The 26,565-nt window shown below is 40.6% G+C and carries 25 protein-coding genes, 1 tRNA gene and 1 pseudogene; 1 reads left to right on the plus strand and 26 read right to left on the minus strand.

The genetic code is table 11. The features are described from left to right. Positions 1 to 19: 19 nt before the first annotated feature. The 26 genes and pseudogenes from FY046_RS01690 to ghrA form a co-directional block, all read right to left on the minus strand. Positions 20 to 2,473: a hypothetical protein gene (locus FY046_RS01690; protein ID WP_446185642.1), complete on the minus strand. Its 2,454-nt coding sequence runs from the start codon at positions 2,471 to 2,473 to the stop codon at positions 20 to 22. Continuing rightward, a complete protein-coding gene (locus FY046_RS01695) occupies positions 2,460 to 2,819 on the minus strand; it encodes a hypothetical protein (RefSeq protein ID WP_446185643.1) in 360 nt (119 codons plus the stop codon). Before FY046_RS01695 ends, FY046_RS01690 begins: the two co-directional genes overlap by 14 nt. A gap of 32 nt (positions 2,820 to 2,851) precedes the next feature. Next, on the minus strand, positions 2,852 to 3,148 hold the full coding sequence (locus tag FY046_RS01700; protein WP_446185644.1) for a hypothetical protein: 297 nt from the start codon (positions 3,146 to 3,148) through the stop codon (positions 2,852 to 2,854). A gap of 52 nt (positions 3,149 to 3,200) precedes the next feature. Beyond that, positions 3,201 to 3,659: a hypothetical protein gene (locus FY046_RS01705; RefSeq protein WP_446185645.1), complete on the minus strand. Its 459-nt coding sequence runs from the start codon at positions 3,657 to 3,659 to the stop codon at positions 3,201 to 3,203. A gap of 54 nt (positions 3,660 to 3,713) precedes the next feature. Further along, positions 3,714 to 4,163 carry a tail fiber assembly protein gene (locus tag FY046_RS01710; protein WP_446185646.1) on the minus strand — a complete coding sequence of 150 codons (450 nt, stop codon included), beginning with the start codon at positions 4,161 to 4,163 and terminating at the stop codon, positions 3,714 to 3,716. After that, a complete protein-coding gene (locus tag FY046_RS01715) occupies positions 4,163 to 7,627 on the minus strand; it encodes a beta strand repeat-containing protein (RefSeq protein WP_446185647.1) in 3,465 nt (1,154 codons plus the stop codon). Before FY046_RS01715 ends, FY046_RS01710 begins: the two co-directional genes overlap by 1 nt. 9 nt (positions 7,628 to 7,636) lie before the next feature. Beyond that, positions 7,637 to 8,029, minus strand: coding sequence for a hypothetical protein (locus tag FY046_RS01720; RefSeq protein ID WP_446185648.1), 393 nt, complete (start codon positions 8,027 to 8,029; stop codon positions 7,637 to 7,639). Continuing rightward, positions 8,029 to 8,352, minus strand: a complete 324-nt coding sequence (locus tag FY046_RS01725; RefSeq protein ID WP_171148710.1) for a hypothetical protein — start codon at positions 8,350 to 8,352, stop codon at positions 8,029 to 8,031. Before FY046_RS01725 ends, FY046_RS01720 begins: the two co-directional genes overlap by 1 nt. A 6-nt stretch (positions 8,353 to 8,358) precedes the next feature. Continuing rightward, positions 8,359 to 10,233, minus strand: coding sequence for a phage major capsid family protein (locus tag FY046_RS01730; protein ID WP_446185649.1), 1,875 nt, complete (start codon positions 10,231 to 10,233; stop codon positions 8,359 to 8,361). Beyond that, positions 10,172 to 11,686 (minus strand): phage portal protein, encoded by a 1,515-nt coding sequence (locus FY046_RS01735; RefSeq protein ID WP_446185650.1) that lies wholly within the window; start codon positions 11,684 to 11,686, stop codon positions 10,172 to 10,174. The genes FY046_RS01730 and FY046_RS01735 overlap by 62 nt, the downstream gene beginning before the upstream one ends. Next, positions 11,686 to 12,234 carry a hypothetical protein gene (locus FY046_RS01740; RefSeq protein WP_446185651.1) on the minus strand — a complete coding sequence of 183 codons (549 nt, stop codon included), beginning with the start codon at positions 12,232 to 12,234 and terminating at the stop codon, positions 11,686 to 11,688. The genes FY046_RS01735 and FY046_RS01740 overlap by 1 nt, the downstream gene beginning before the upstream one ends. A gap of 11 nt (positions 12,235 to 12,245) precedes the next feature. After that, positions 12,246 to 14,042 carry a terminase gpA endonuclease subunit gene (locus FY046_RS01745; protein ID WP_446185652.1) on the minus strand — a complete coding sequence of 599 codons (1,797 nt, stop codon included), beginning with the start codon at positions 14,040 to 14,042 and terminating at the stop codon, positions 12,246 to 12,248. Further along, entirely contained in the window at positions 14,029 to 14,619 is a 591-nt protein-coding gene (locus FY046_RS01750) for a hypothetical protein (RefSeq protein ID WP_446185653.1), read from the minus strand. Before FY046_RS01750 ends, FY046_RS01745 begins: the two co-directional genes overlap by 14 nt. Before the next feature lie 248 nt (positions 14,620 to 14,867). Beyond that, on the minus strand, positions 14,868 to 15,233 hold the full coding sequence (locus tag FY046_RS01755; protein WP_446185654.1) for a hypothetical protein: 366 nt from the start codon (positions 15,231 to 15,233) through the stop codon (positions 14,868 to 14,870). Positions 15,234 to 15,781: 548 nt separating this feature from the next. Continuing rightward, a complete protein-coding gene (locus FY046_RS01760) occupies positions 15,782 to 16,357 on the minus strand; it encodes a hypothetical protein (protein WP_446185655.1) in 576 nt (191 codons plus the stop codon). A 337-nt stretch (positions 16,358 to 16,694) separates the two neighbouring features. Next, positions 16,695 to 16,937 carry a hypothetical protein gene (locus tag FY046_RS01765; RefSeq protein ID WP_446185656.1) on the minus strand — a complete coding sequence of 81 codons (243 nt, stop codon included), beginning with the start codon at positions 16,935 to 16,937 and terminating at the stop codon, positions 16,695 to 16,697. A 119-nt stretch (positions 16,938 to 17,056) separates the two neighbouring features. After that, a complete protein-coding gene (locus FY046_RS01770) occupies positions 17,057 to 17,311 on the minus strand; it encodes a hypothetical protein (protein ID WP_446185657.1) in 255 nt (84 codons plus the stop codon). 4 nt (positions 17,312 to 17,315) lie between these two features. Continuing rightward, entirely contained in the window at positions 17,316 to 17,513 is a 198-nt protein-coding gene (locus FY046_RS01775; protein WP_446185658.1) for a hypothetical protein, read from the minus strand. Between the two features lie 421 nt (positions 17,514 to 17,934). Beyond that, on the minus strand, positions 17,935 to 18,297 hold the full coding sequence (locus FY046_RS01780; RefSeq protein ID WP_446185659.1) for a hypothetical protein: 363 nt from the start codon (positions 18,295 to 18,297) through the stop codon (positions 17,935 to 17,937). Next, positions 18,294 to 18,512, minus strand: a complete 219-nt coding sequence (locus FY046_RS01785) for a hypothetical protein (RefSeq protein WP_446185660.1) — start codon at positions 18,510 to 18,512, stop codon at positions 18,294 to 18,296. The genes FY046_RS01780 and FY046_RS01785 overlap by 4 nt, the downstream gene beginning before the upstream one ends. Positions 18,513 to 18,795: 283 nt before the next feature. Next, positions 18,796 to 21,663, minus strand: a complete 2,868-nt coding sequence (locus FY046_RS01790; RefSeq protein ID WP_446185661.1) for a DEAD/DEAH box helicase family protein — start codon at positions 21,661 to 21,663, stop codon at positions 18,796 to 18,798. A gap of 24 nt (positions 21,664 to 21,687) precedes the next feature. Continuing rightward, a complete protein-coding gene (locus FY046_RS01795; protein ID WP_446185662.1) occupies positions 21,688 to 21,924 on the minus strand; it encodes a hypothetical protein in 237 nt (78 codons plus the stop codon). Further along, positions 21,924 to 22,076, minus strand: a complete 153-nt coding sequence (locus tag FY046_RS01800) for a hypothetical protein (protein ID WP_446185663.1) — start codon at positions 22,074 to 22,076, stop codon at positions 21,924 to 21,926. Before FY046_RS01800 ends, FY046_RS01795 begins: the two co-directional genes overlap by 1 nt. A 685-nt stretch (positions 22,077 to 22,761) precedes the next feature. After that, positions 22,762 to 24,552 (minus strand): recombinase family protein, encoded by a 1,791-nt coding sequence (locus FY046_RS01805; RefSeq protein WP_446185664.1) that lies wholly within the window; start codon positions 24,550 to 24,552, stop codon positions 22,762 to 22,764. A 52-nt stretch (positions 24,553 to 24,604) separates the two neighbouring features. Continuing rightward, a pseudogene (locus FY046_RS01810) lies at positions 24,605 to 25,012 on the minus strand (PHP domain-containing protein); the annotation flags it as partial. Between the two features lie 17 nt (positions 25,013 to 25,029). Beyond that, positions 25,030 to 25,968, minus strand: a complete 939-nt coding sequence (gene ghrA / locus FY046_RS01815) for a glyoxylate/hydroxypyruvate reductase GhrA (RefSeq protein WP_446185665.1) — start codon at positions 25,966 to 25,968, stop codon at positions 25,030 to 25,032. Positions 25,969 to 26,250: 282 nt separating this feature from the next. Between ghrA and FY046_RS01820 the strand changes: the two genes are divergently transcribed. Beyond that, positions 26,251 to 26,338: transfer RNA gene (locus FY046_RS01820), tRNA-Ser, on the plus strand. Positions 26,339 to 26,565 lie beyond the last annotated feature (227 nt).

Below are 26,565 nucleotides of genomic sequence, written 5' to 3' on the forward strand. Positions count from 1 at the left end.
ATAAGATATAGCCCTTCTATTATGAATTGCGTTTCTGACTGCTTCGCAATGCCTGAGTTACTGAGTTAGAGTGTTTCTTAAGCATTTCATTGAACTTGGCATCATCACCAGCAATATCGCCCTGTATGATTAGGGGGGCATTAACCGTGATATCACCTGCTGTGGATTGACCACTATTCTGTTTATCAAGGAAAGCGGTTAGCTTTTTGTTAGCGGCTGGCTGTACTACACGCTCTCCGGCTTTAAGTATGAATGATTTGTTATCATAACTACTTGGCAATTCATCAACACCACCGTGGAACTGACCTGATGATGCACCTTTGGCAGTACTGATAATCGACATACCCAATGTTGCCACCTTCGCATACGCGGCCAGGCTGGCCGGGAACGGTGTTGCCAGTGCCTGAGCAAGAGCTGACTGAATAGACAAGATTGTCTGAGCCATCGTAATACCCTTGCTGATAGCGAATGCCGCCTGAGCTGCACCAGAGGATTCACCAAAAGCCGCAGTCATACCAGCCGTTAAACTGGTCGCCGCATCAGAGAAGATCTGTAGTTGTGCCTGGCTGTTTTGATTACTAATCGTGATTGCCTGTGCGTTGTACTTGGCCGTGATCTCTGCCTTGCGTTTCTCGTAGTCTTCATGCCCTTTAAGTAGTAAATCATTCTGAGCAAGTTCAGCATTCATCGCGGCAGTATTGTTCTGTTGATCTAATGCCTGTTGATCACTGGCAGCACTACTAAATGGATTATCACCACTAATACGCTGGTTCTGTTGGTTAGCAAGAAATGACTTTTGACCATCATTTAAGTTACCAGATGCGATTAGACTATTAGTGTCTTTGATGCCCTGATTTGGGTCTGAATAACCAATCATCGAATTAGTCATATCAAGACGTTTTGCCGCACCACTTGCCAGTTGATCGTTTAGTAGACCAGAAAGTTTATCATCTGAAAGTCCAAGAGTTTTGGCTGACTTCTTAATTGAATTAACAAGTTCCATTTGCTGACGGTCGAATTCTGCCAACTGACGGGCATTAGAACCGATGGTCATGTCACTAATGGCTTTGTTGAGTGAGGCTTGTGCTGTTAAACGATCTGACGCTATCTTCTTATTGAGTGCTTCTGCTTTCTTTGCTTCTGCTTCGGCAGTTTTAGAACGTTTCTCAGAGGCTTTATCTTCATCAGCAGTAAGCTTTTTGACTAAATCTTCACGATTTGATTTATAACCCTGGGTAAGAGTATCTAAATCTTTTTGCATCTTATTCTGGTCATTGCCATATGCCCGTACTACTGACTTTTCAATAGCCTCTTTTGTCTGTTTGTATTGGACGTCAAGAGCATCAATCTTTGCCTGTGTCTTTTGCTTTTCAGTTTGGAATGTCTTCATTGAAGCGGTGATAGTACTTTTATCAATACCTTCATTATATTGCTTATTCAAGGTTTTGATATCGTCTTGCATCTTTGTAGCCATATCAATAGAACTGGAAATATTATCCTGAAATGCTTTCTGATCTGCTTTCTGTTGATCTACTATCTGTTTTCCGTATATAGAACTATTAGATAGAAATTCCTGTTGTGATTCCTGTTGGTACTGTTTAACGAGGTCGATACCTTGTTGACTCGCAGCCGTAGCAGCCCCCGCAACAGGTTTACTGTTCAGGATCTGTGTGATTAGGTCGAGAATACCCGCTAAACGTTCGGCAACTGGTGCCAGTGCTGCGTTGTTCCAACTCTCCCATGCGTTACTGAGTGCTAATGTTGATTTGCGATATTCTGCGAATTGGTCTGATTGTTGTTCAGTTAACTGTACCGATTGACCAGCAAGTGTATTTTGATAGTCCTGTTCATTGTTAAAATCCTTGAGTACTGTCAAACGTTTAGCAGCGTCATTACCCATCGTTTCGAACATGTTGACCATTTGAGATGTACTAAGTCCCTGTGATTTTGCCGCAAAGTAAATCTTCGCATAGACATCATCACCGGCATCTGCCATCTTTTGTAATTCAAGGATGTTCAACTTTAGCGGCTGGATTACATCCGTATACATACTGCCTGCCTGATTAGTCAGGGCATCCCCAATACGATCTTTGATATCCTTTTGATGGTCAGCAATCTGCTCCATTGTAAGCCCGACTGAGGCATACATGTTTGCCATTTTCTGTACTTGAGTGATACCCATCTGAGATAATGAGGCATTCTGGAATACTTCAAACGCCCGTTCCGCACGATTCTGTACAGCAGTAAACGTACCAGCAATGGCAAGTCCCGCAATCCCAACAGCACCAGCAAGACCAGTAACGGCCATCCCTGCTTTGGACATACCACCACTAAATTTACTGGCTACGTCACCTACTACACCACCAGTACTTTTACCAAAATCATCAACCGACTTGGCACCACTGTCTAATGCTGTTTGTAAGGGCTTTGCATCACCATCAATTGTTATTTTAATACTATTATTTTTTGCCATTACTTCCCCCGGCCATTTGTTTAATCATCTTCCCTAATTCAGAAACACTATTAGATTGTTTTTCGAGTTTTTCAGCTTCACGCTTTTCATGTTTTTCATGTGCGGTCAATTCTGGATTCTTGAGAATATCCATGAAGTCAAAATCAATCGGTTTAAGTGTCTTTCGCATTTCGGTTGTTAAGTTAGAATTATTAATTGTCGTGTTATATAAACTTTGGGTATGAAAATGCATGTCATACATGATACCGCTTGGTTCAATAAACTGATCGAAAACCATTAAGTATTCAAATAGACCATCGGGTAATGCGTCGAATTCTACTGGAGTAAGGCCGCGTTTGTTGATCATCTTTAGTACATAATAAAGTTCTCGATCAGACCTTACTTTTTTTCAATATCACCAATATCATTTTTAATAACAAGATTTGAAATCGCTTCATATAGTTGGTTCTGATATACATAATCGATTGAACCAATATTAATACGACCTTCAATGTCTTCATCTGCGAAAATTGGATCACCATTCTCATCTTTAGTACAAAGAATTACGGTACTTGCCATATCAGTACATTTTGCTAAATCACGACCAGTGGGACGATGAATGTAGAGTTTAGTACCTTCAAGATCTACTTCAATAAGCTTAGGTTTTAGTTTGTTCTTTAGTTCATTAATGTTCATTATTCACTTCCAAAAAAGGGGGCTTTCACCCCCTTGTTAGTTATTATTATAATTATGGTACTACTGGTAGTACGCCAGATTTAACTGCACCACCATCTACAGCAAGTGTAAATGCCTTAGTTACAACGGCGTCTTTATCACCTGCGATAGTTGTACTTGATACGAAGCATTGATATACAACGTAGAAGCCAGTTGTATGGGTAGCATCTTCGTAATAACTTAGACGTACTTGACAGCGTTTTTGTTCATCAGCAAGAGTTTCCATTTTCTGATGTACTTCATTATCTGCCAAATAGTTAACTTGAAGTTCAATATCAGGGATAGACTTAGTACCTAATAGTTTACGATTAAATGCACTGTTAAATGTAACAACATCGATAACAGTACTTTCAAAACCACTGGTAGTGAATGCTGCCACTTCGGGTACAATTTCGAAATCGGTTGCTAATGTAGTTCCGGCGGTTCCTACTTCAACAGTAAGATTAGCACCAGACATGATATCCATAGCCATGTTTTTATTTCCTTATATAAGAGGGGGAATCCTTTCCCCCATTGGTATTATTATTTATAGTGGTGAGACAGGCCATTCAATATCAGGGGCTGTAGTTAAATCTAATTGATCTAAAGCATCCATATAATCCAGTACTGCATTGTACGATGACTTGTCTTTCTCACTTAGCCGACCAAGTGCTAACTTACTCGGCCATTGTTTTGAGTTGATGAAGCTAAGAGCATCATCATATAGTTGATCCTTTTTAACTGTTACTAAATCAACTTCATATTGGTGTTCTTTTACTGCGTCAATGGTAATTTCAATACTACCATCTTCAAGTTCATTGATAACCCACAATGATTGTGGGCGTTGTGTTGGTAAAAGTACTTCATCAACAATCCAATATTTAATATCATTTGGTACTGCTTTTACTGCTACTTCTTCAATAGTTAATCCACTTTGTTCAAAAGGTGTTGGTGTAACTATTGAAATATTATTATTACTTTCGAATATAATAACCATTAAACACCTCCTGTGCATATTAATGTTACTTCAGATGGATCAAAAGCACCTGCTGTAGTTGCGGTCGCAAATGCGGTTCTTACTACAATTTGTGAGGTTGTTTTCGTATCTGATAAAGAGCTATATAGATTATGAGGTACTAATGCTGCTCCTGGTGATCTCGCACTACCCGACCAACCATAGTTGGCATTTGCCATGTTTGTACTGAATGTAATAGTAAAAGTACCGACAGCCGAACGTGTAACACTTGATACGTTATAACTATCAGTGATAGTAATCGCAAAAGTTGTAGGATTTACAGTGAAAGCAACCCATGAAGACATAAGTTGAGGTTTCATCGCAGTATCACGACTTACTGAATTGGTATTTACTTGCTCAATTCTATTAGCTAAAGCAAGTGCATCAATACTACCTGCATTATTAGCTACACCAGCATATTGAATGATATAACAACCTACGATACTATTCATTCTAACTTCTGTAGTACTATCACGACCGTAAGCAGCATTTGAACGGGAAGCATCAATAAACACATCCGTATACGTCGATGTTGCTGTACCTGCTGTGTTCTGCGTGGATGCCCCCGATGATGAAAACGCACCAGTAGGACCAGCCCCAGAAGCACGCCACGCACCACCAATAGCACCAGTGATGTTAGGAGCAGCGTTCTGTTGTGCTGTACCATCAACTAATCCACCATCCCCACGTAATACTGGGGCAGCAATTGAACCACTTTGTGTACCATTATAATCTGGTAGACGGAAAGTACTTGCCCCATCGCCTGTTGAATAGAAACCACGCTTAGTAGGATCTGCAAGCCATACAGCATCAGTGACACTTGGTAATCTACCTGCATTCACTTCAGCCCACAAATCACCATATATACCCAAACGGTCGACAACTTGACCATCACCAGCAACTAAACCACCCGGAATACTTGAACGTAAGGGATGCCATGTAGTTTTACCAAGATATGAAGTAATAGTAACTTTTTGTACTTGAGTTGCGATTGTTTCAATTCGGTTTGATAGGGCTAAAGCATCAATACTGCCAGAGTTGTTAGCAACTCCTGCATATTGAATAATATAACAACCTACAATGCTGTTACTGCGTACTTCTGTAGTACTGTCTCGTCCATAAGATAAACTTGATTTACTCGCATCAATACCAAACTGGTGAGCATACGAAACGTTAGAGTTTGATGTTCCAATGGCCGAATATGTGTAGCCGGGACTCGGTATTGCTGTCGCCCCCCTCGCCAAAGTCATTGCCCCTAGAATTGTTGGATTAGTATTTTCCTCCACCATTGAAGCGATAGCATTATATGAACGATACGACCCAGTAATGTTAGGTGCGGCGTTCATCTGAATAGTACCGTCAGTCAGACCACCGTCACCACGCCAAACTGGGGCAGCAATTGAACCACTTTGAGTACCGTTGTAGTCAGGAAATCTGAAGGTTGTTGAACCATCGCCTGTTGAGTAATAGCCGCGTTTTGTGGGATCTGCTAACCAAACTGCCTCAGTGACACTTGGTAGACGTCCGGCACTTACCTCAGCCCATACACTGGCATATGTTCCAGTACGGTTTACGGTTTGACCATCTGCGACGACTTGACCACCTGGTACGCTCGAACGTAATGGATGCCATGAGGGCTTACCGACATAACCACCAGAATTAGCATTTACTCGGTCATCAACATACTGTTTAGTGGTGGCGTGCATATTATCTACTGGTGATGCCACTAATGGTAATGGTAATGCATTTTGTAAATTGATTAATGCCTGTGCTGCTGTGGTAGCACCAGTACCACCTTTTGCGATTAGTACTGTACCTGTTACATTACTTGCGGTTCCAGAAATGTTACCAGTAATTGTATTAGTAAAGGTCTGTACTCCTGCCCAAGTATTGGCAGTACTCAATAGTGGTATTACTGATCCAGATGTACCAGTATTCACTGTTGCTGCTGTACCTAACCCAAGATTAGTACGAGCTGTTGCTACATTAGCAAGATCACTTAGATTATTTGCCTTTAGTAGTGAATCAGTACTAACTCCGATATCAGCGGCAGTAAGAACGATATTACCTGATAGTGGTTTGCCGTTTACAGTAGTAGTCTTTGGCACGTAATCAGTTTTTATGTTTATAATGTCAGTACTATTCGCTGTTACATTCGCATTGGTAGTAGTGAACTTACCATCGACTTCTGTTTTTGAATATACACTTAGATTACTTCTTGCGGTTGCAACATTATCAAGATCACTAAGGTTATTAGCCTTTAGAAGGGTATCAGAACTTACACCAATATCTGCTGCTGTTAGTACAATATTACCTGATAGTGGTTTGCCGTTTACGGTTGTTGCCTTTGGTACATAATCAGTTTTTATTGCTGTGATATCATTGGTATTGGTTGTAATGTTAGTTGCATTAGTAGAAATATCAGTTGTATTCTGTGCAATCTTAGTAGTGCTATCGCTGATATTATTTGTGTTGGCAGTTATGGCTGTAGTATTTGAATCGATATTGCTTTGTAAAGTACTAACATCACTATCAACTTGATCTATAGAATATACCCCAAGATTAATACGAGCTGTTGCTACATCACTAAGATCACTTAGATTACTTGCTATTTTCAATTGTGGAGCGTTGACTACATCACCAAGTCCAATATCATGATTGGTTAGTACTATATTATCCGTTAATGGTTTAGCATTGATAGTACGGGTTAGTGGTACATATCGACCATCAATCTGTGTTGCTGTGTAGATGCGAGTCCATGCGGTACTACCATTCTTGACGAACACCGCTAATGAACCGGTTTTGCTAATTGCTAAACCTGAGATAGTATCATCATCAACAAGTCCAATACCCATCATATCAGCAGCCAGTGGATTCCCCGCCTGACTTGCTGGTACTTTGATAAAAGAGTTACCTGATGGCGTAGCAGTATCATATTGTGGGATCAAAGAACCATTAGAGCCAACCCCATAATCACCCTGATATAGTGGTGCTAATAGGTTAATAGAAGTACTTCTTTGTACTAACTCAGTTGGTGTAAATTGGTATGTCTTGGACAGTACCGCATCTTTATCACCAGCAACAGCAGCACCAGTAATGACACCATTAAGAATTGCGTACTGGATGGTTTCGCCATCTTCCTTGTAAATCAATACAAGTTGAAATTCATCCTGTGAATCAGATTGTGAATCAAGAAATGTATGTGTTTGTGAATCTGGTAGATAATTAACAACAATCTCAATTGTATTGATGTTAAATTCTGCCAGTAGTTTTTGTTGGTAATCATCATCGTATGTTTCAATATTAGAAACACTGCTATCGATAGTTAGTACCGGGAATGCTGCTAATTCTTCAACCGTAATATTACCAGAACTTTGTGGGGAACGATTTCCCGTGTCTGTGTTGTATGCTACTTTGAAATTAGTCCCTGTGAAAATCCCTGTCATTTGTTATCCTTATCTTGTTTTCTCCGTCACTCGAATATTTATACTAAAAGCAAGTGATACTGTTCCCGTAATAGGATCAGTTACGATATCGCTATCTTCATATGAGTATGAAATAAGTATTAGGCCCGAATCTACGAATGCTAATGCTTTTGCTTCATCAAAGGATGTAATGATCTGGTCATAGCTTATTGATGGTGCGGTATTAGTACTTTCTGGTTTTGGAGAGACTACATATTGAATAGTGAAGTTACCAACCTGACGTTGTACACCGAATGTAATACTTTCCATATTGTAATTAAATGCTGATTCAACAAAGATATCCGCATCACGTCCTGTGGTTAAGTTCTTGGTAGCACCAATTAGTGTTTTCATGGTTTTTCGAACTTTGTTTACTATTTCCATTAGTAATCCTCTGCGAATGATTGCCCTTCTTTAGTACGGAAATATGCGTTTACCATCCCTGATAAGTCATCAACGATGTTATAGATTTCATATTCAATAGTTTCGATTACTATTTCAGTACCTATGTGTATTTGATTAGGTATCAAATCGACCGTTTTAAATGTGATGTAATTCTCAATACCTTCGACATAACCACCACCAGTATCAATAGAAACGGGAACGGCCTCTACAATTGCTGTAAATTCCGCTCCCGTTGAGGTTTTAATAGTTTGTCCGAAGGCTTTTAAGAATGTATCACCCTGTGATGTACTAAAAGCCCTCATAGGTCATTACGCCAATTTAACTACGTAGAATGCTTCTGCGTGTGCGACTGCGTGGTCAATGTATGCGAAGGTACGTAGAATAATGCCCTGTGAAGCACGTAGAGTTGTGTCGTCACGATCTACGGTTAGACCACCCCAAGATGCCAATACGACATTAGAGAAGTCACCAAGAACGATTGAGCCAGCAGCAACCTGAGTACTCTCGATTACGCGTACTGAATCAGCTAACCAAGCGTCAAAGCGGAAACCTTCGATCATGTACTTAGCCGCTGTATTTGCCCCTACGAGTGTGCTGCGTAGTACAGCAGCGGTAGCAGGATGTACGATTGCCACAACATCAGAGATACGAACGTTAGCGGTAGCAAGTACAGCCAATGCTTCCTGAATGTCTTCCTGAGTAGGAGCAGCAGTTAGGGTAGTACTTGGAGCAGCAGTAACGATTTGAGTCAAGATTTCCTTCTCAAGTCTCAAACCAGCACCGCGTACCATTGCATCCTGGGTATAGCGTTCTGCTGTATCCGCAGATTTGATTAGAGTACGGGTCAATGGCACAGAACCAGAGAAAGTCTTAGGAGCAAGTACGATCTTTTCGTATGACGCATCAACTAATGGACTATCAGCACCTTCAGCAATGAAAGCGAACATTTGAGTAAAGTCGCTGGAAAGTTTTGGTAGTACTAAATTACCTTCACCTTCAAGACCAGAATAGGTTTGAATAGGTAGTTGTGCGAAGATAGAATTTGCACGTAGTACATCGATATAAGAATCTACATATACTTCTTTAACTAATGCAGCACCGCCAACGGTAGTTGAAGTACGTACTAATTGATTTACTGGTACTTCAAGACGAGCACCTTCGAATGGTTTACCTTCAGCGGCAGCACGGATTAGACCATTGATTACAGATTTTTCCATTTTGTTATCCTTAACGTTATTGGATTTATTTGAATTTAATGAACGTTTAAAATCAGAAATTGAAATTCCTTTTTCAATTGCCTCTGACACGTCGATTTTTAATACTACACCAATAGAATTTAGTTCCCGTTTGCGTTCAGTTTCTTCTTCACTTTCGCGTTGATCTTCAATTTCACTTGGTTCTTCTTTATTTAGGGTTTCTACTTCCACCCCTTGTTGTAGTTTCTTCATTAAGTCTGGACGTTTAGAGATCATCTCTTCTAATCCATCACTTAATTCAATATTTGCTACACCACCTTCTTCATCATTGACAACTTCAAGAGTTTCTTTAATGTCATATGCTTCTTCATCAAGGCGGGTTTCATCCATTTCTGGTTGTTCTTCCATGAGATGTTCCCCATCATTAGTATCTTCTGTACTATTTATGGATTCATCTTCATGTGCTTCTGAGAGTTCTTCGGCGAAATCATCATCGCGACCTTCAGAACGACCAATAGAACAATTAACATCGGCGGGAACAGTAACTAAACTAATTTCTGATGGTTCCCAACGAGTAACATAAATGTTGTTACCATCCATGCGGTAATCGTAAATGTTATAACCTACGGATACATGACTTAGAATTCCTTCTTCAATCATTGCCCACATAGTACTTCCAAGTCCTACATTACTAATTTTTAGTACAGCACGGCATACTTTATCAGCATCGATTGAAGTACTTACTACTGTTCCTAATAGTTTGTCTCTGTCATGATTGAATAGTACTGCACCTTTATTATTAATTCGTGATAGGTCTACTGATAGATCATCACATAATAGAATTTCATAATATAGTTGTTCATCTATTTCACGACTAACGGGGGTTTCGGTTGCGAATGCTACTTCAATAGTACGGTTGTCAATATTAATCGCCGTTACTGGTAGGTTCATCTCCCGCTTCTGGTTCTTCTTTAGATTCAAATCCATTTGATTCTATTTCCTTATTTTGGTTTTTCTCTTTTTCTATTTCCTCTAAAGTAATTCGAGGGTCGCCACCCATTTCACTAATGATCTGTGTCTTTGATTTAAGTCCGGCATCAAGTAGCATAATCTCAGCCTCGATATCCTTTACCGGGTCTAATGAGATTGGTTTCACTGGTATGTAACGAGCACAAATCAATTCATCAAAATCTGAGAAAGAAAGATTAAGATCATTGTTTGTAAGCATTTCATTCTTTAACCATGCAATGTAAATCGGCTTCAGTACTTTATTAATTAGGGTACTAGTACGAGTACGGAAAGTTGTAGCCTGTAGTCGTTCTGCCAATTTAGCAGCACTGAATGAAGCATCTGCTGTACTTCCCATTAGTGACTGCTTGGTTACGTTCAATCCCATACTGATCTGATCCATTAGTTCACTGGTGAATTCACTGATCTTATCAACACCATTTGATGGGTTTACGGTTTTAATGTCTTGGTCATTTGAAAGTTCAAAGACAGCACCCGGTTCTAAGTACTCGGTATAGGTGGCAGTTACATTAGATTCACCAGCGGTTAGTTGTACTTCATCAGATTGACTGTTACTGTTCGTGATAAACGCCGTGGTACTGGCTGCTACACGTTTGGCTATCAATGCTGCTTCAGTGAAGTTCTTCAAGTCTTCCATCGTTTTACTTGTACTAATCATATCTGGTATACCGCGTTCCTGACCTGCTTGATCGGGGATGAAGTAATGATAGATTTCACTTGCTGGTACTACATCAAATGCGGTTGCATCGTATGTATAGGTGATCGGATTGTAGATACAGAAGTTATAATTCACTGGTCGGTGATATTGATCATATTCAATGCCGTTGCTGATGTAGTTGCCATTATCTAACCATTGGTTATTAAGTTGCGTTAATCTTGCGGCGTCCATTATTTCAAGTTTAATTGTGCCATTGATATTATGTATTCTGATAAAACATTCACCGTCTTGTACGCGGATCTTTTCTACTGTCTGTTGGAATATATCGAACTGCATTGAACCATCAAGACTAAAACGGTCAGCATCATATGCCCAACGGTCAAACCGCTTTTCGAGTTTCTGTGATAGTTTGTGTAGTTCTTCCTGGTCAATGTCTAGTTCTGGGTTTGGTTTTACGTAAACCCCTTCTGCCCCAACAACACCATCAACAGACAAGGACATATACTTACGTCCAATTGGATTCTTAATGATTGCTTCGCGGCTGGTGTTTCGCCAGTCACTCAAGAACCAACGAATTAAGTTATTAAGGTTTTGGGAACCAGTACCAGAAGTAAAACCGAAGTTGATTACTGGTGTACTCATACCACGTACTGCTTGTAAGTCACGCTTTAGTGTTTGTTGTGGATTATTCACATAACGCTTTTGAGCTGATGGTTTATTATGAGGGTTAAGGCTCATTTTACGTTGTCTCATTATCGTGTACCCCATCGATTAGGATAATTAGGATCACGAAACACCGTTACACTTTTGAAAGGTTTACCGTTCCCATTTACTGGTTCATCATTCATACTGGCCCATAAGGCATTAGCTCGTTTGATATAACGGATACGCATATTTTCAAGATTAGTTAATGTTTCACTTACTAATGTTTTATTATTGATTGTCATGCTGTATACACCACCACCTTTGATACGTACTGCTATCACTTCTTCAATCTCACTTATAAGTTGAATTAGTTGTGAATACTCAGTAGTAAATTTAGTAGGGTCGATTAGTTCAGAGACAAAGTTTGATGTAGTACCGTTAGCGTTATTCAATAGAATACAAAACATCTTGTCATTACTACCCGTAATTTCAAAGGTGATTAGTGTTGCTTCGGTTGTTGTCTTGAAGTTCTCGATTGTTGTACTCTTACCGTTAGAAAGGTAATTAACGATTAGAGTACTATGTGGTGGCATGTTTACGTAAAAATCATATGGGTTATTGGTCATATAGATTTTTTCTGGTAATAGGTTCGCCATTTATTATTCCTTTATTTGCCGAACCAGTTATTTCTACTTCTCCGTGGTTGTTTAACTGGAGTTGCTTTCTTTACTTCTGTTTCGACTTTGGTTTCTGTAGTATTTATAGTTACCGTTTCACGTTCTGTTGCTCGGTGTTCTCTTAACTTTCTATATGGTTGTACCGTACCAAGCTTGCTAACTGCGTATTCGCGGGCTATCAATGCATAGCAAAGACAGTCAAGAGCTTCGTTTCTTTTGATACCTTGTTTAAGTCTCCACTGTAATTTACCACCACGCGGTTTTAGTTCTTCGGCGGTTAACTGTTCAAAGTAATCCTGTGGTAATGAAGAACTGAAATGTAGTTGTGTCGGTGCAAGTTCTGGTTCATCTGATAGTTTATGGTTTAGTAGTTTACGAATTGCTAACTTACCTTCATGTACATTTAGTATCTGTAGTTTGTATCCTGCTTCGGTTGACTTCTTAAACAATGGTGAAGTAGTCGAACTTGATCCTTTGATCGGATGATACTTAACCCAACGGTTTGTGAAGCGTTTAACTGTTTCAGTGGCGTTACCATTACTACTATCCACAAACACGGCTAAGGTGGGTATGGTGCGTCCTGATGGGGTATTGAACTGTTGTCTACAGAACTTATCCAAGTTTGCCCATGCTGGTGATTCAATTTTAGTACAGTCATGTCCATAGACGAATTCATGAGCGATCACCCATGCATTTTTTTCATCGAATGCGAGTACTGTTGCTTCAAGTCGGTCTAATTGCTGGTCTACTGCGATTACAATACCTAAACTTTCTTCTGGGATATTATGAAGGTTGATTGAATCATCACGACTCTGTTCAAGTGCGATTACATCAAGTTCCTTTTCATACTCGTTTTCATAAATTTCACCCAATTCGTTATTGAAGAAGGTTTGTAAATTGAAGGTATAAAGAGCATCAGCATAACGTGATACCATTTCTTCGATGGTTCCAAGTGGTGAATACATACGGCTGATCTGATAACCAACTACACCTTTTTCACCATCTGGATTAGTTGCGATCCAACGTCCCGCATTAACCATTTGATGCCGTGTGTGTTCATCAATTTCTTGATTACAATGAGGACATAATAGTTTAGTAGTAGCAGAATCTGGTATTGCTCGGTTGTTTTCTATTTGCTTGAACTTGAAACTTACCTGTTCCCATTCGAATGTGTATTCATGACCGCATGTATGTGTTACGTGCCATCGACGCTGATCACTTAGATTGTATTCAGCATTAATTAAATCGTTCTTGTATAGTGGAGTACTGGCAACTACAACTAACGCATCGTCACCAAATGTACTGGTACGTGCCTCAGCCAGTTTAATTGGGTTTCCTTGTTCACCAATTTCAACGTTTGATACTTCATCAAGTAGTACTACGCGTGTCGTAATACCGCGAAGGTTTCCGGGCGTGTTCAGGTTCAACCAATAGATAAACGTGCCCATTTTGGTTTCTGTTTGTTTGGCATTATTGGCAGCGTTCTTATCTGCCTTGTCCGTAATCAATTGTGAAAGTACTGGACTCATTTCAACGGCTGGCATGAACTTACCAAGACGGAACTTTTTGATTTCATCAGCACTTGAAGATGCAAAGGCAAAGTTAGCCGGATCATTGGCAAGTATGTTAAAAGAAATGGCAGTTAGTACCTGTGTCTTTAGGAGCTGGGAACAAGCCTGTAGTACAATTTTCTTTGTACTACGTTCCTGTGCTATGTCCATTGGTTCGCGTTGAAAAGCAAATGGGATGAATGGCATCCCCATACCGGGACCATCAATTAGTTTCACTATCCCCGTCGAGATCCAATCTGAGGTTTTCTGGATCTTCGGTGGCTTGATCGTCGGTACTACTTTCTTCAGTAGTGTTGTCAGTTTCTTCTTGTTCTGGTTCATCTAAGATATCCATATCGTCGGGTAGTTCGAATTCCATTTCGCCCAAGTCAAATAGTGTTTGGTCGATTTCTTGTTTTAATCTATCCCTTAGATCTTTGGCATCTGTCATTGCGAATAACTCAAGGTAGGTTTTATTAGGGATAGTTCTTAATGTTGTTTTGATTTGATGAAGGTATGCGGTCAGTACTGTTTCAACATATCCAATGTCGATAATCAGTCCTTCCTTTTCTTTCAATTCAATCTGAGTTAATGCGGTTTCGGCTGTAATCTTCTCAAGACGTTTATTTTCAATCTGTTCTTTAACATCCGTATTACGCAATGGGTCCATTATGTTAGTACGAATCCACATATAGATTTCTGCTTCGGATTTAGTACAATCCAATCCGCGAGCTACCCATTCACGGCTAATCTGTGATACATCGTACCCGTAGCGGCGGGAAAGTTCGGAATAGTTTATTGTTAGTTTTGCCATCAGTATCTTCCTTGTACTTTATGCACTATTTATGCACTTATTGTTATGTTGTAACATTATTTTTCACATATATTTAAAATAAAGCGTGGCCGAAAACTCGCGATCAAGCCAAAACTCAGGGGGACCCAAAAAATAAATCGTTGAAAATCAATGAGTTACGTCATTTGTTAACATATTGCTCCACTTTGGTGCATCAGCACCAGCCTTTGACATTATGCACTCAAAGTGAATTTATATTCATTTCGTTATCATTCATTGTACTGGGTGAGTACTGTACTCAGCTTCCAATCATTGATCGGTACGCTGTCTATTGAGTGATGGTGTATCAGTTCTTCAAGAAGTCCGTGCATGTTAGCCAGGTGTTTATGCTCTGGACTACTACCCATCGCGGATAGTGGATAACGCCAGCGGCCCACGGTGAAGTACTTACCATGTCTTATGTGAATGTATTTATATCTAATCGAAATGCCATGTGGATCTAAATCAATGGTGTAGTCTTGGTGTTTGATTGTTATTGCTTGGAAGGATTCAGTACGTTTGGGTTCATAGCCGTGATGGTCGCCATCAGGTGTGATGTGTAGTGTGCCGTTCTTGAAGTGTTTGTATATGTCCATGTCAATACCTCGCGTTTGTTTGGTATTTAGTGGTTTAGGTGGCAAATAATCGTGTATTTCTTCTATATAAAAAACGGATTATTTGCCACCTAAATGGGCTATCCCTTTTTTTAATGCCAAAAAAAAGCAGCCTTGGAGGCTGCTATTCGATCTCCCCTTGATAGGGCTGGCTGTGTTGTTTCTTGCCGGGGCGTGCTTTGTGGTCCCTGTAGGATACTAAATCACTAATCCTACTCTCCCGTATGTAACAGGTAGTTGAGGTATTGTCCGTTTGGAAGATGCCAGTGTACGGGCAGTCTGTATCAAACTGTGGCTTGTAGAAGTGAATGCCATTGCGTGTACCTGCATCCCTGAGCACGATTGCTTTTGAATCCACATAACCTACATAGGCGTTCTTCATGTAGTCATGTGTAGTTGAACAGCCTGTAGTGAATAACACTAAGACCAAAAATAGTTTTTTCATGATCGATTTTCTTTTTGTTAACGATCATTATTTTTGATCGTTCAGGTTAAAAAAATGCCCCCGAAGGGGCTTGTGTGTACTTCTATTACGATACTTTAAATTCTTCAATGAACGCTAGTTTATCGGCCCGATGAATGTTAATCGCATAAGTGATATTGTTGTCAGCGAACAACTTGGTGATCTCTGCATCACTGAGCTGATGATCGCCTTTGTACATATATTTGTTTAGTTTACCAAGTCCCCCACCATGAACCTGATAGACCTGACCACCGATCCGTACTTCATCAATTGTGTCTGTACGTGGCTTACGTGTGGGTGTGGTGGCCTGTGCGGTTACGGTTGAAGGTAGATACCCTTTCGCGATGAACTCTTCAATAAGAGCCTTACGGGAAGCCTCAGTGAATCCTTCAACCTCAGTAAGGATTGCGTTCTTCTTCTGTTCGTCCATCTGCTGTTTGAACACGAGGGCGATGCTTTCAAGGTTCTTTGATACCTGGAGGAAATGTTCAATTGCTTCCGCTTCATAACCTTTGAAGATTCGATTAATTACGGCTTCTTTGCTCTGGTAGTCAAAGTTAGCAGAAATACAGGCATCCAGAAGATCACGGTACTCGCTATTGTCTGCTGCTTTTAAGTCAAAAGGTTTTGCTACTTTGCTCATTTTATATCCCTCATTATGGTTTGTACTGACTATAAGATAATGTTAAGACTATTACAACTTAAACTATGCGGCTGCGTATTGGTACTGCCCATCTTCAAGTACTGTACTATTCAGTATGCGATAGATTAACTCACGGTAGATCATGCTATCCGCACTTATTACCATTGTATTACCATTAGTAACGTACATGAGTTGCTTACCAGATTCGATGATGCGTGTGTCTTCTGCCAGTTCATATACAGTAGTATCAGAACCTAAAGTAATGATACTAATTGGATATCCCTTATAACTTAGATTGCGTACTTGTAACACTGGAACATACAGCATGATTAGTACCTCAGATTAGTTTTTTAATAGCCTTCTTAACTTCAACCTCAGTACCTTGGACCAGTACTTTACCATTGATAGTAGTAAGTTCTACATAATCAAAGAAAACCCTAACGAAGTATGAAGGTTCTGAATTACCATCAGTTTCAATACCCCAGTATTCTAATGCTTCACATTCACTATCTTTAACATCCATGTAATCCACAAGGGAATCATTCCCAAATAGTTTCTTTATCAGGGTAGTAAGCTTCATTACTATCGCTCAGTAGTGGTTGATGTAAGTAGTATCTACTGTAGTTCTAATTAGATCAAGTACTATTACTAATTAGTTATACTATTATTATAAATGCTATATGTTTCAGTGTGATAAAACTACAGGTTAGGGTTTAGTTCATTCCAGTATTGTTGTGCGATATCTTCCATCTGTTCGATCAAGTTTGCATGTACTAACCATTGGTAACGCCCTTCCCACTCTTCATTCCCCATGCTTCCCATGAAGCCTAAGCCATCAAGAATGATCTTAATTTCAAGTTCTTCACAAGTTACAATGGCATCGTAGTTGTCGTTGGATAGGGTTAGTTCATAGTCATGTGTATATGTTGCTGTTACTTGTTGTGTGAGTTCCATTGTCTTATCCTTTTAGTAGTTCGATTGCTAATGCTAATGGTGTTCCTGGCTGTGCGGGGTCAAGGGTACGTAGTTCTTCTTTCAAGTATCGTGCCACGAGATAAGATTCATGCCATTGCCAGTAGGGATTGTAAACACTTTCCCATACGTGGATTTCTTCCCCGTCTTCATACAGTCGGTACTGCTTTTGTTCGCTGTTCATTGTAGTTCTTCTGATCGGCGGCACTGTTGAAGTACATAGCGTTTTTGTAATACCGTGATATCATCCGATTCCGGGACCACTATTTCAGAATGTATGATTGTGTATGTTCGGTTTAGATATTCGAATGGTAGTCCGTTTTCGGCCAGGCGATCTAAGGTGTGTTTGTGTTCTGTGTATACGTAGTTCACTACCAAATCGATCTGTAATGCTGCTATTTCTTTTATATGTTTGATGCTTTCCATGCGGTTTTGCTCCATTTTCGTTTTTTTTGCTGTTTTTCGTCAAAAAGACAGGGTATTTACCCTTAATTTTTTAATAATTCATAACTCATTGATTTATAAGGACTTTTTTAAAACTAAAAATAATATAATATCTATATAAATCAATGACTTAAGTTTGTTTTTGTTTTGAAATACCCTTTTTACTTGTCTTCATTCATGTAAATTCGACCGTTCTGGTAGTGTTCATCGAACAATTCATCATCACTAAGATTGTGGTAGTTCCAGAGGGCATCCATGTAATCGTAGTTCGTCATGGCGTCTTCAATGTACCATTCTGGCGGATCACCAATCACACGTAGACCGAAGTAGTCCTGTTGAGTGATCTTCCACTCTCCCCATACACTTAGTATGGTGAATGTATCAACTTGCCATTCATAGATAACGTTTGAGGTACTGAATAGTATGAGTCTGCCGTCTTTGAGTATCTGTGTCATGGATGCGGGGATTTTACTTCCATCATATACGTGTTCTATTTCAGTTTTTATTGTTCTTATGTCCTTCATACTGTCACCGTGATAGTAAAATCTTCCCGGTCAAGGTCTACTTTAGATGGTAGGGGTAATGGTACGTGTCCTGTGAATGTCATACCATCGATTAACCCTGTTAGTCGTGCTGCTGTTTCATCAACAGTAACATTAAATGTATAGGTTCCAGTGATACCATGTTGTTTTAGTGCTTCTACTGTACTGTTAGTTAATACTGTTTCTAAAAAATTCATATTCAATCCTTACTTGTGTATTTTGTTTATTTAGTTTTATTGGTGATATTTAGACGTCGAACCGTCCATTTTGAATGGTCTTCTTATCAGGCGAGAAACACAGCCCTTTTTTGGTTTAGGTGGCAAATAATCGTGTATTTCTTCTATATAAAAAACGCAAAAGATGCCACAAAAGTGTGAGGGTGTGTAATCCCGAGATGGCAAGTCCGTCCACTTAGTTGTGGTTTGTGGCATCTTTTCGTGTATTTCTTCTATATAAAAAACGCAAAAGATGCCACGATTACTACAATCCAGTACGACTAAAGTTGACTCCACGAGCACCACGAGTGGACGCACTGACTTTGAAGGACTCATAGCAGACGAACAATTTTAGGAATGAATCAGCAGACTGACGCGATTTTAAATGACCTTGATCATCAACAAACTGTCCATACTGCCCCCCGGCCATGTGTAGTTGATCCTCATATCGTCCAGTACGGATCATGCGTAGTACTGACTCAGCGATGATTTCTTTCTCATTGTTCAAGATGAAATCACGACCATTGGCAATCTGTACCCATAGCCTTTGTATCTCGCTTGTTATCAAGTTACCATTAAGTTTATTGTGTACATCAAACTTGACATTACTAAGAAACTTCAATGGGTTATTTGATTTTGGTAGTTCACTCATAACGAAATCATTAACAATATCACGTACCCCGATTGCTAATAGTTCTTGAATCATTTTGCGTAGTTTCTTTTCTTCATTTGTATATGATAGTGAATCATCGAAACGTCCAGTACTTGTATCGTACTTATCCACAATAGTTTCCTGTGCGTTCTTCATTGCCTGTTTCTTTGCTTCACGTTGTGCTGCTTTCTCTTCACGTATATCAAGGTTATATGCGTATGTAGTATCACAGAACTGAAAACCGTAACATTCAAGTTCAAACATATACATTTGTAAATCAAGTTGTTCGTTACTTCTGCGAATGTCATACATACGATAATCAATCAATTGATAGTCTGGTACATACTGATTAAAAGTAGTATCAAAACGAATCATTTCACTAAAGCATGTATTATGGTAGGTGTTCCTGAATGCCTGCTTATCCATTGACTTTGATAATTTACGATTGGCTATCTCTGCGTTCTCATGTGCCACGCGTATGAAGTCGTCAGTAGTTAATGATCCCTCTGAGAAATCAATCTCACTTGTTTCATCAATGTCAATACCATGTCTGAATACGTAGGTATTGATCTTTTCTGCGTTCCTCCAACGGTTAGTTACCTGTTCAATCTGTTCGGTACTAAAAACAGTACGATCAGTGTGGATAATGAACACATTAACTTCTGGAAAGTTATCAGCGAAGTTTAATCCTTCTACTACTGATATAGTACCGATAATGTAGTCACTACCATCTACCGTACTACGTTTGATCATATCTTTGATAATCGCATCAGATTTAGTATCTGCTGTTATTTCTTTGAATTTAATATCAGAGTACTTCTTAATGATATCTTCAATATCTTCTTTATTATTAACAAGGATGATACCTGGTACTGTTGATTGTTGAATCAATGAATACGCAAGGCCATAAACATTATGGTGATCAAAGATGCTTATCTTCTTCGTAAACGGGTAGTGCTTACATACGCGAATCACTTTGTTGAATGTAACATTACTAAAGTACTCAGGACGTGCCGTACCACTCATAAAGATTACACGCTTGAATAACTTCATGATTGCGAAAACCGAACGTATTGCTTTACGGCGAAAGTTACTTGAATTGTACAGTACATGGCATTCATCAATAACAAGTGTCATTGTACTGTAATCATAGTTCAATGCTTCTTTGTTCTTCTTACCACCTGATAAATGATCAGTGAGTAACTTGTCTGCCTGGTCATAGGTGGCACTTCCATAGAAGATATCATTCATCGGATAGAGATTACCATCACCATCACTTTTTGTAGTTTGTTCAGCCAACAATGTGTACGGACTTAGTACAATACACATGGGATCATTCATCATGGTATGGGATTTGCCAGTACCACAATCACTAATCAAAAAGTTTATACCATCAACATAATCAACCTTACCATGAATCTCACCATACCGCCCGGTGAGGGGTAACTCATAGTACGACCAGCCCTTTTCGGTTGCTTCTTTCTTGGCTTGTTCAAAACGATCAAAGGTACTATCAAATTTAAAGGTTTCGGCTGGCGGGGCATGTCTGATCCAGAAATCCTCTGGTAAGTGTTTACCATAAAAACCCATATGATAGTTGTTACCGCAGTAGTTCATGAAAGATCTACTTGCGTTGACCATGTGAGCTATAGCACGTTCATATGTAGTCTTATTGGCATCATAACGTAACACACGCTCAACATACTGGGGATCATTGATACCATTAGCAACACACCAGCAAGCGAACGTGAAAGCCTTAGAACGTTCTAAGGTGCCTTGTAGGGCGATGCTCACGCAATCGACATAATCAAGGATCGTATCATCAGAATAGGCAGTACGTTGATATGTCTTGAACTGGTCAATGACAAGATCACGTTTAAGTACTTTGGGGATAGTTTCAAGACTAAAGAACACACCCTGATTACGTTTGCTGAATGCCATATGTTTCTTACCCGTTGGGAAGCATGGCATGATCTGGCCCTGTGATAGAGTGAAGCAACTGGTATCCTGTACGATAGGACTAAAGAATGCTTTCATATCACTCTGGCGTTCTTTCCATTCATCTGCCTTTACGTCATCAAGTAATGGTAACATCACACGGAAACGCGGGTATTCTGGAGTATTACTGTAAGTACTGTAGACAAAGTAATCATAGCCATCTAAGAACTTATCAACATCTTCCATCGTCGTGAGTACTTCACCTTCTTGATTGTCAATATCAAGAATGAACATACTTCGAAACACGGTATTAGCATCATTCCTTTTGGTGTAACAAGCACCACCAAGAAACATCGTATGTTGAAGTTTCCCATTTTTATCAAGCTCGGACCAATTATCGACATTCCCCCAGTGGTTACAAAATGTATCCCACTCTTGACTATATGAGTTCTGTACCTTCTGTCCAGTGTTACGTACTTCTTGCGTGTAACGGTCGATGTACTTCACTGATTCAGTACGGGTGATTGTAATTGTTCTGTTCATATAATATCCCTCCCTGGATATGTGTTAATCCGCATTACTTCTTAGTAGTATTTTTAATGTGGGTAAGTCGATTTTTCCAAACATGTGACCAATGTTAAATTCTTTACAAAGTGCCCTTAAATCCTTCCAGAACTTAGAACCTATTACTACACGACTCCATAATAATTCATCGAGATAATACACATCACATACAATGGTATCCTCGTCTTCTCCCCCGGTCGGGTTTATATCTTTAAATGAAAATGATATGATGTTTAACATTATATCGCCCCTTTGATTCCATATAAGTTGATTAGATATTGAATTGCCTGGCTTGTGTTCTTCGCCAGCCCCGCGTTTATAATCGCAGTGAGTATATTTTCCTGCGTGTCATTGATACGTAGACAGACAGTTTTTTCTTTTTTTTCTTTCATTTGAAAATTCCTTTTAGTGGTTTTGTGGCATCTTTTGCGTTTTTTATATAGAAGAAATACACGAAAAGATGCCACAAACTGTTTTTTTGTATTACTTACTTGGTCTTCTTTTTGATAAAAAAGTACCCCAATGTCACATGGGGTAACTTTAGTAAGGAGAGATATGTTTTACTACTACTTTATTTATCATACTAACAGTACGAATGTCAGTTACTAATGATTATACCAGCTATTTTTTTGTCGTTCCAAAAATTTTCAAGATTTCGTAAACAAGCATCGCGAATAGTACTACGAACCACGCATAGGCGATTACTACTATGAAGCCCGAAACCATTACCCAAACACCGATAACTAACATAATCATTACCACTAAAAAATCAATCATAACTACTCCTATACTCTATAGAAGTATTTAGTAATTAATCTCAAGAATAGAGTGAAATGATATTGAGGATAGTGAGTTCCAGTAACCCCTTATAGCCTCTTATAAAAATGTGTCATGGTAATGTTACCATGACACACTGCCCCAAGTTGGAATGGAAGGGCAAAAACGAAAATGCCATACTACAGACGCAAGCAAGCCTAAGCACTCAAATTGAGTTCTTATGGCTGTCTTTTCTTTTTGACCTAATTATTATACATGTGGGATTTGATGTGGCAAGCACTTTCGTACTTGCCGGGGGATTTATTTTTTAGGCCAGAATAATTTACCGCTAAGTTCAGGATAATTAACTGTTTTTAGAAGTTCATGAGCAGTACTGAGCAGTTGCATTGTGGCCTCATAGACCGCACTGAAAGCCCGTACACGCGTTTTAACTGCCTCACTGAGTTCTACAGTCTCTTCTTGTATGTCCTCACCCAGTAGCACTGGAGAGCCGTAGTAGAAAATATAGTTATAGGGTTCATCACCTGCGGAAAATGTGTAGTACTCATGATCACCCTTTATCTGGAAACTTATCATCAATCTACGCTCAACTTTCCAGGCTAAAACCTCACCTATGGAACTATAGACGATATCCCGCAACTTACTTCGGTATTCATGTACTGGATCTTGAAGTACTCCATACTGAGCATAGTTAAAGAAGTTCATTAGAAGATCTTCAAAGGTAGTATCCTGTGCTAAAAGTTGTTTACGTTGAAGCACATCAATCTCAAGAGTAAGTTGATTCTTTTTTGCCTTTAGATCCTGTAACTCTTGGATTACTTCATCAACATCATCCAGACCAGCAAGTACTAACTTTGTACCTCTACTGATACGTTCACTTATCTGACTGATCAATACTTCCGTATTAGCTATCTGCTGTGAATAATCTACCTTATCAATACCCCCCTTACGTTGCATATTGATATAGGCAATTGTAGTAACGAGCATCAATGTATGTTCAACCAACATACCAGGCATTGACCAAGTTTTACAATCATGATGATACCCCCTTCCCTTTTCACAAAGATAACGGATAGTTTGCCCATGACGCATTGCCATCATCGTTCCCCGACAATGACCACATCTGAATATCTCCATTCCAGAAAGAAGATTTATGTTGTTCTTTTCGGCAATTACTTTTTCATTACCATCAGCATCAGTAACTATTCTCCCCTTCCCAACTTTACCAATGTACTTTGTAGTTTCCCTGATACTTTCAAGTCTTAGAAATTGACCTTCCGTAATCAGTGCTGGGAAGTAATTAGGTAGTGTATAGTCCCTACCATCTACATTGACCTTTCTCACACCATACACGGCTTCATTAAAACGCAACTTACGTACATTAGCCATCCTCCATGCCTTGTTTTTATATGCATGGGGGTACTTCTCATTTAGTATCTGTGTAACCTTAAAGACACTCTTACCATCAAGAAACATATTAATTGCATCTTGAGCTGGTATCCATAACTGAGGATGTGGCTTAACTGATTCAGTACTTTTACCAGAAGCATCAATCCACCAGGGATGTGATCCAATAGATTTGATTGTAGTAGGTTCACCACTTTGAAAACGACGGATCATGGCTAAGGCATGGCCATTAGTACGCATCTGTTTTGTTTTACTTTCTTCATGTGCTCTACTGAAAAGCAACATACTTTGAAGTAAATCCATTGAGTTTTCATTAACTGAATCCTCAGTATAAACCTTACCATCCGATCCAGTAACAATAGTAATACCCAGTTCTAATAAATCATTGAATAGTCCTAATGCTTTTAGGATCTTATTTCTTGAAATACGGTCGAGGCTTTCAACATAGAGAATACTATTAGGTTCAATATAACCATCTTCAACTGCCTTGATAAACGCCGCCAGCCCTCCCTTACGGGCATTCACACCCTTGAATGCTGACACCCCAGCATCGATGATCTCTACCAGTTCCAGATCATGATCTTCGGCGTACTTCACCGCCGCCGCCGATTGCCTGTCTTTAGTAGTACCTTCTGCCTGTACCGCACTACTCCAACGTTGATAACTGTATAATTTTTGTGCCATTTCTACACTTTTCCTTATAAAACATATGATTACCTTAATGTGTAGAAGCACGTTTCGGGTTGCCCGGATGACTGATGATATGCACCAGTCCGTTCGCCATCGTGGCGATCATCGCTTCGGTATTGCTCGCTTTATCCTGCGGGGCCAGCACCGGTTCGTGAAAACCGGCTACGATAATATCAATCGAGTCGAGCATCGGCCCGCTGCAATCAATCTCACCCTGATTATTTTTGATGTTCGCTTCTATCCCGCGCAGTATGCCCACGCCATCAATCACCCGTGGCCAGACCTTCATATTTACGAAGTGCCAGTAGTGCGGCGCATCGGCCATATCCGGGCCGTGGTCGGTGATCGCCAGCAGTTTGACGCCACAGGTTTGTGCCTGTAACACGTAGTCACGCAGCGTACTGTAGGCATGAGTGCTGGCAACAGTGTGCATATGCAGGTCAACTGGATACATCGGTTTTCTCCTTTATATTAATAGCCGCGGCTGATATCAACGCGCCCTTCTGGCATCTCGCCATTCTCACGTCGCAGTATAGCCTGTGCAATGTAGTCCATAGCTTCGTCTGGTAAGGTTACAGCCGCATTATGGGGCGTAATCGCAATATCAGGATGCGACCAGAAAGCATGTTCGGCCGGCAGCGGTTCGTGATTAAACACGTCCAGTGCGGCAGCGCTCACCTCGCCCGCTTCCATTGCGGCGAGCAGATCGGCTTCCACCAGATGCGCACCGCGTGCAAGGTTCAGCAAAAACGCGCCGGGTTTGAGCTGGCTGAGCAACTGGCGATTGAGGATCCCTTCGGTCTGTGGCGTATTGGGCAGCAGATTGATCAGTACCTGAGTAGAAGAGAGGAAGTCGCCTAACTGCTGCTCGCCATGGAAACTGCTAACCCCGTCGATCTGTTTCGGTGAGCGGCTCCAGCAACTGACCGGAAAATCCCATGCCAGCAGGCTTTGCGCGACGCTGCGGCCCAATACGCCAGCACCGAGGATGCCGACAGAGAACTCATCGCGCTTACGGTTACGCAGGTGATGCCAGAGCGTTTCGGTTTTCTGTTTCTGATATTCAGGAAAGCGGCGGAACCAGCCGAGCACGTGATACACCGCGTACTCCTGCATCTGACGCCCCATTCCGGTATCTTCCAGGCGGAACAGCGGCACGCCCGGGGCCAGCATCTCAGGGTGCTCGCGCAGCTGCCCCAGGATATCGTCAACGCCCGCGCCCAGCGCAAACGCCCCCTTCAGCTCGCGCCCCTGAAGCATTTCAACGGGCGGCTGGCGCACCAGCGCATAATCAGCCGGGCCATTATCGTCCGCCTGCCATTGACGAATGCGGGCATGAGGCAGACGTTGCTGCAATCCGTTGATCCAGGTCTCTGCCTTGAAAAAGGGATGGTAAAAAATGATATCCACGTTTTTTCTCCTGTTTTTTGCTTAAGCTCGTGGAAAATGCGACGGCTGGCAAGTGAAACTTTAGCCGGGCGTCCGTCCGGTGGCCTGCACAGTGTGAAATTATCAGGCCATGATCCGCGCGTAACCCGCTTAACAGCGGATGAAGTCCTCCCACTGCCGTTTTAAGCAGCAAAGTGATTTAAAACTGACTAAACGCACGCATATTTCGGGAATCAGTGTTGACCGCAACCGCAGTTTTCCCTACATTAGCGCCCGTCAGCAACCCGGTTGTGACAACAATATGGTGAGGTGTCCGAGTGGCTGAAGGAGCACGCCTGGAAAGTGTGTATACGGCAACGTATCGAGGGTTCGAACCCCTCTCTCACCACCATATTCTAAGAGAATGCCTGAACGAAAGTTCAGGCATTTTTTTTGCCTGTCCGACCCGGGCGAGGCATGCCTCGCCCCTACATCAGGGAGGGTACGAGTCTCGCCCTATTCAAGAATAATGCCTGTACGTAGGGGTCGGGCATGCCCGACCCGGGACGAAGCATGCCTCGCCCCTACATCAGAGAGGGTACGAGTCTCACCCTATTCAAGAATAATGCCTGTACGTAG

It is taken from the genome of Erwinia sp. 1181_3 (assembly GCF_052824965.1).

Coding starts and splice junctions, on each gene's coding strand:
- FY046_RS01715 (WP_446185647.1), bottom strand. CDS start 7,627: ATGACAGGGATTTTCACAGGGACTAATTTCAAAGTAGCATACAACACA.
- FY046_RS01735 (WP_446185650.1), bottom strand. CDS start 11,686: ATGAGACAACGTAAAATGAGCCTTAACCCTCATAATAAACCATCAGCT.
- FY046_RS01695 (WP_446185643.1), bottom strand. CDS start 2,819: ATGATCAACAAACGCGGCCTTACTCCAGTAGAATTCGACGCATTACCC.
- FY046_RS01785 (WP_446185660.1), bottom strand. CDS start 18,512: ATGAATTTTTTAGAAACAGTATTAACTAACAGTACAGTAGAAGCACTA.
- FY046_RS01770 (WP_446185657.1), bottom strand. CDS start 17,311: ATGGAACTCACACAACAAGTAACAGCAACATATACACATGACTATGAA.
- FY046_RS01690 (WP_446185642.1), bottom strand. CDS start 2,473: ATGGCAAAAAATAATAGTATTAAAATAACAATTGATGGTGATGCAAAG.
- FY046_RS01700 (WP_446185644.1), bottom strand. CDS start 3,148: ATGAACATTAATGAACTAAAGAACAAACTAAAACCTAAGCTTATTGAA.
- FY046_RS01795 (WP_446185662.1), bottom strand. CDS start 21,924: ATGTTAAACATCATATCATTTTCATTTAAAGATATAAACCCGACCGGG.
- FY046_RS01750 (WP_446185653.1), bottom strand. CDS start 14,619: ATGGCAAAACTAACAATAAACTATTCCGAACTTTCCCGCCGCTACGGG.
- FY046_RS01725 (WP_171148710.1), bottom strand. CDS start 8,352: ATGAGGGCTTTTAGTACATCACAGGGTGATACATTCTTAAAAGCCTTC.
- FY046_RS01805 (WP_446185664.1), bottom strand. CDS start 24,552: ATGGCACAAAAATTATACAGTTATCAACGTTGGAGTAGTGCGGTACAG.
- FY046_RS01720 (WP_446185648.1), bottom strand. CDS start 8,029: ATGGAAATAGTAAACAAAGTTCGAAAAACCATGAAAACACTAATTGGT.
- FY046_RS01765 (WP_446185656.1), bottom strand. CDS start 16,937: ATGAAGCTTACTACCCTGATAAAGAAACTATTTGGGAATGATTCCCTT.
- FY046_RS01755 (WP_446185654.1), bottom strand. CDS start 15,233: ATGGACATATACAAACACTTCAAGAACGGCACACTACACATCACACCT.
- FY046_RS01775 (WP_446185658.1), bottom strand. CDS start 17,513: ATGAACAGCGAACAAAAGCAGTACCGACTGTATGAAGACGGGGAAGAA.
- FY046_RS01730 (WP_446185649.1), bottom strand. CDS start 10,233: ATGGATTTGAATCTAAAGAAGAACCAGAAGCGGGAGATGAACCTACCA.
- FY046_RS01780 (WP_446185659.1), bottom strand. CDS start 18,297: ATGAAGGACATAAGAACAATAAAAACTGAAATAGAACACGTATATGAT.
- FY046_RS01705 (WP_446185645.1), bottom strand. CDS start 3,659: ATGGCTATGGATATCATGTCTGGTGCTAATCTTACTGTTGAAGTAGGA.
- FY046_RS01790 (WP_446185661.1), bottom strand. CDS start 21,663: ATGAACAGAACAATTACAATCACCCGTACTGAATCAGTGAAGTACATC.
- FY046_RS01710 (WP_446185646.1), bottom strand. CDS start 4,163: ATGGTTATTATATTCGAAAGTAATAATAATATTTCAATAGTTACACCA.
- FY046_RS01760 (WP_446185655.1), bottom strand. CDS start 16,357: ATGAGCAAAGTAGCAAAACCTTTTGACTTAAAAGCAGCAGACAATAGC.
- FY046_RS01800 (WP_446185663.1), bottom strand. CDS start 22,076: ATGAAAGAAAAAAAAGAAAAAACTGTCTGTCTACGTATCAATGACACG.
- FY046_RS01740 (WP_446185651.1), bottom strand. CDS start 12,234: ATGGCGAACCTATTACCAGAAAAAATCTATATGACCAATAACCCATAT.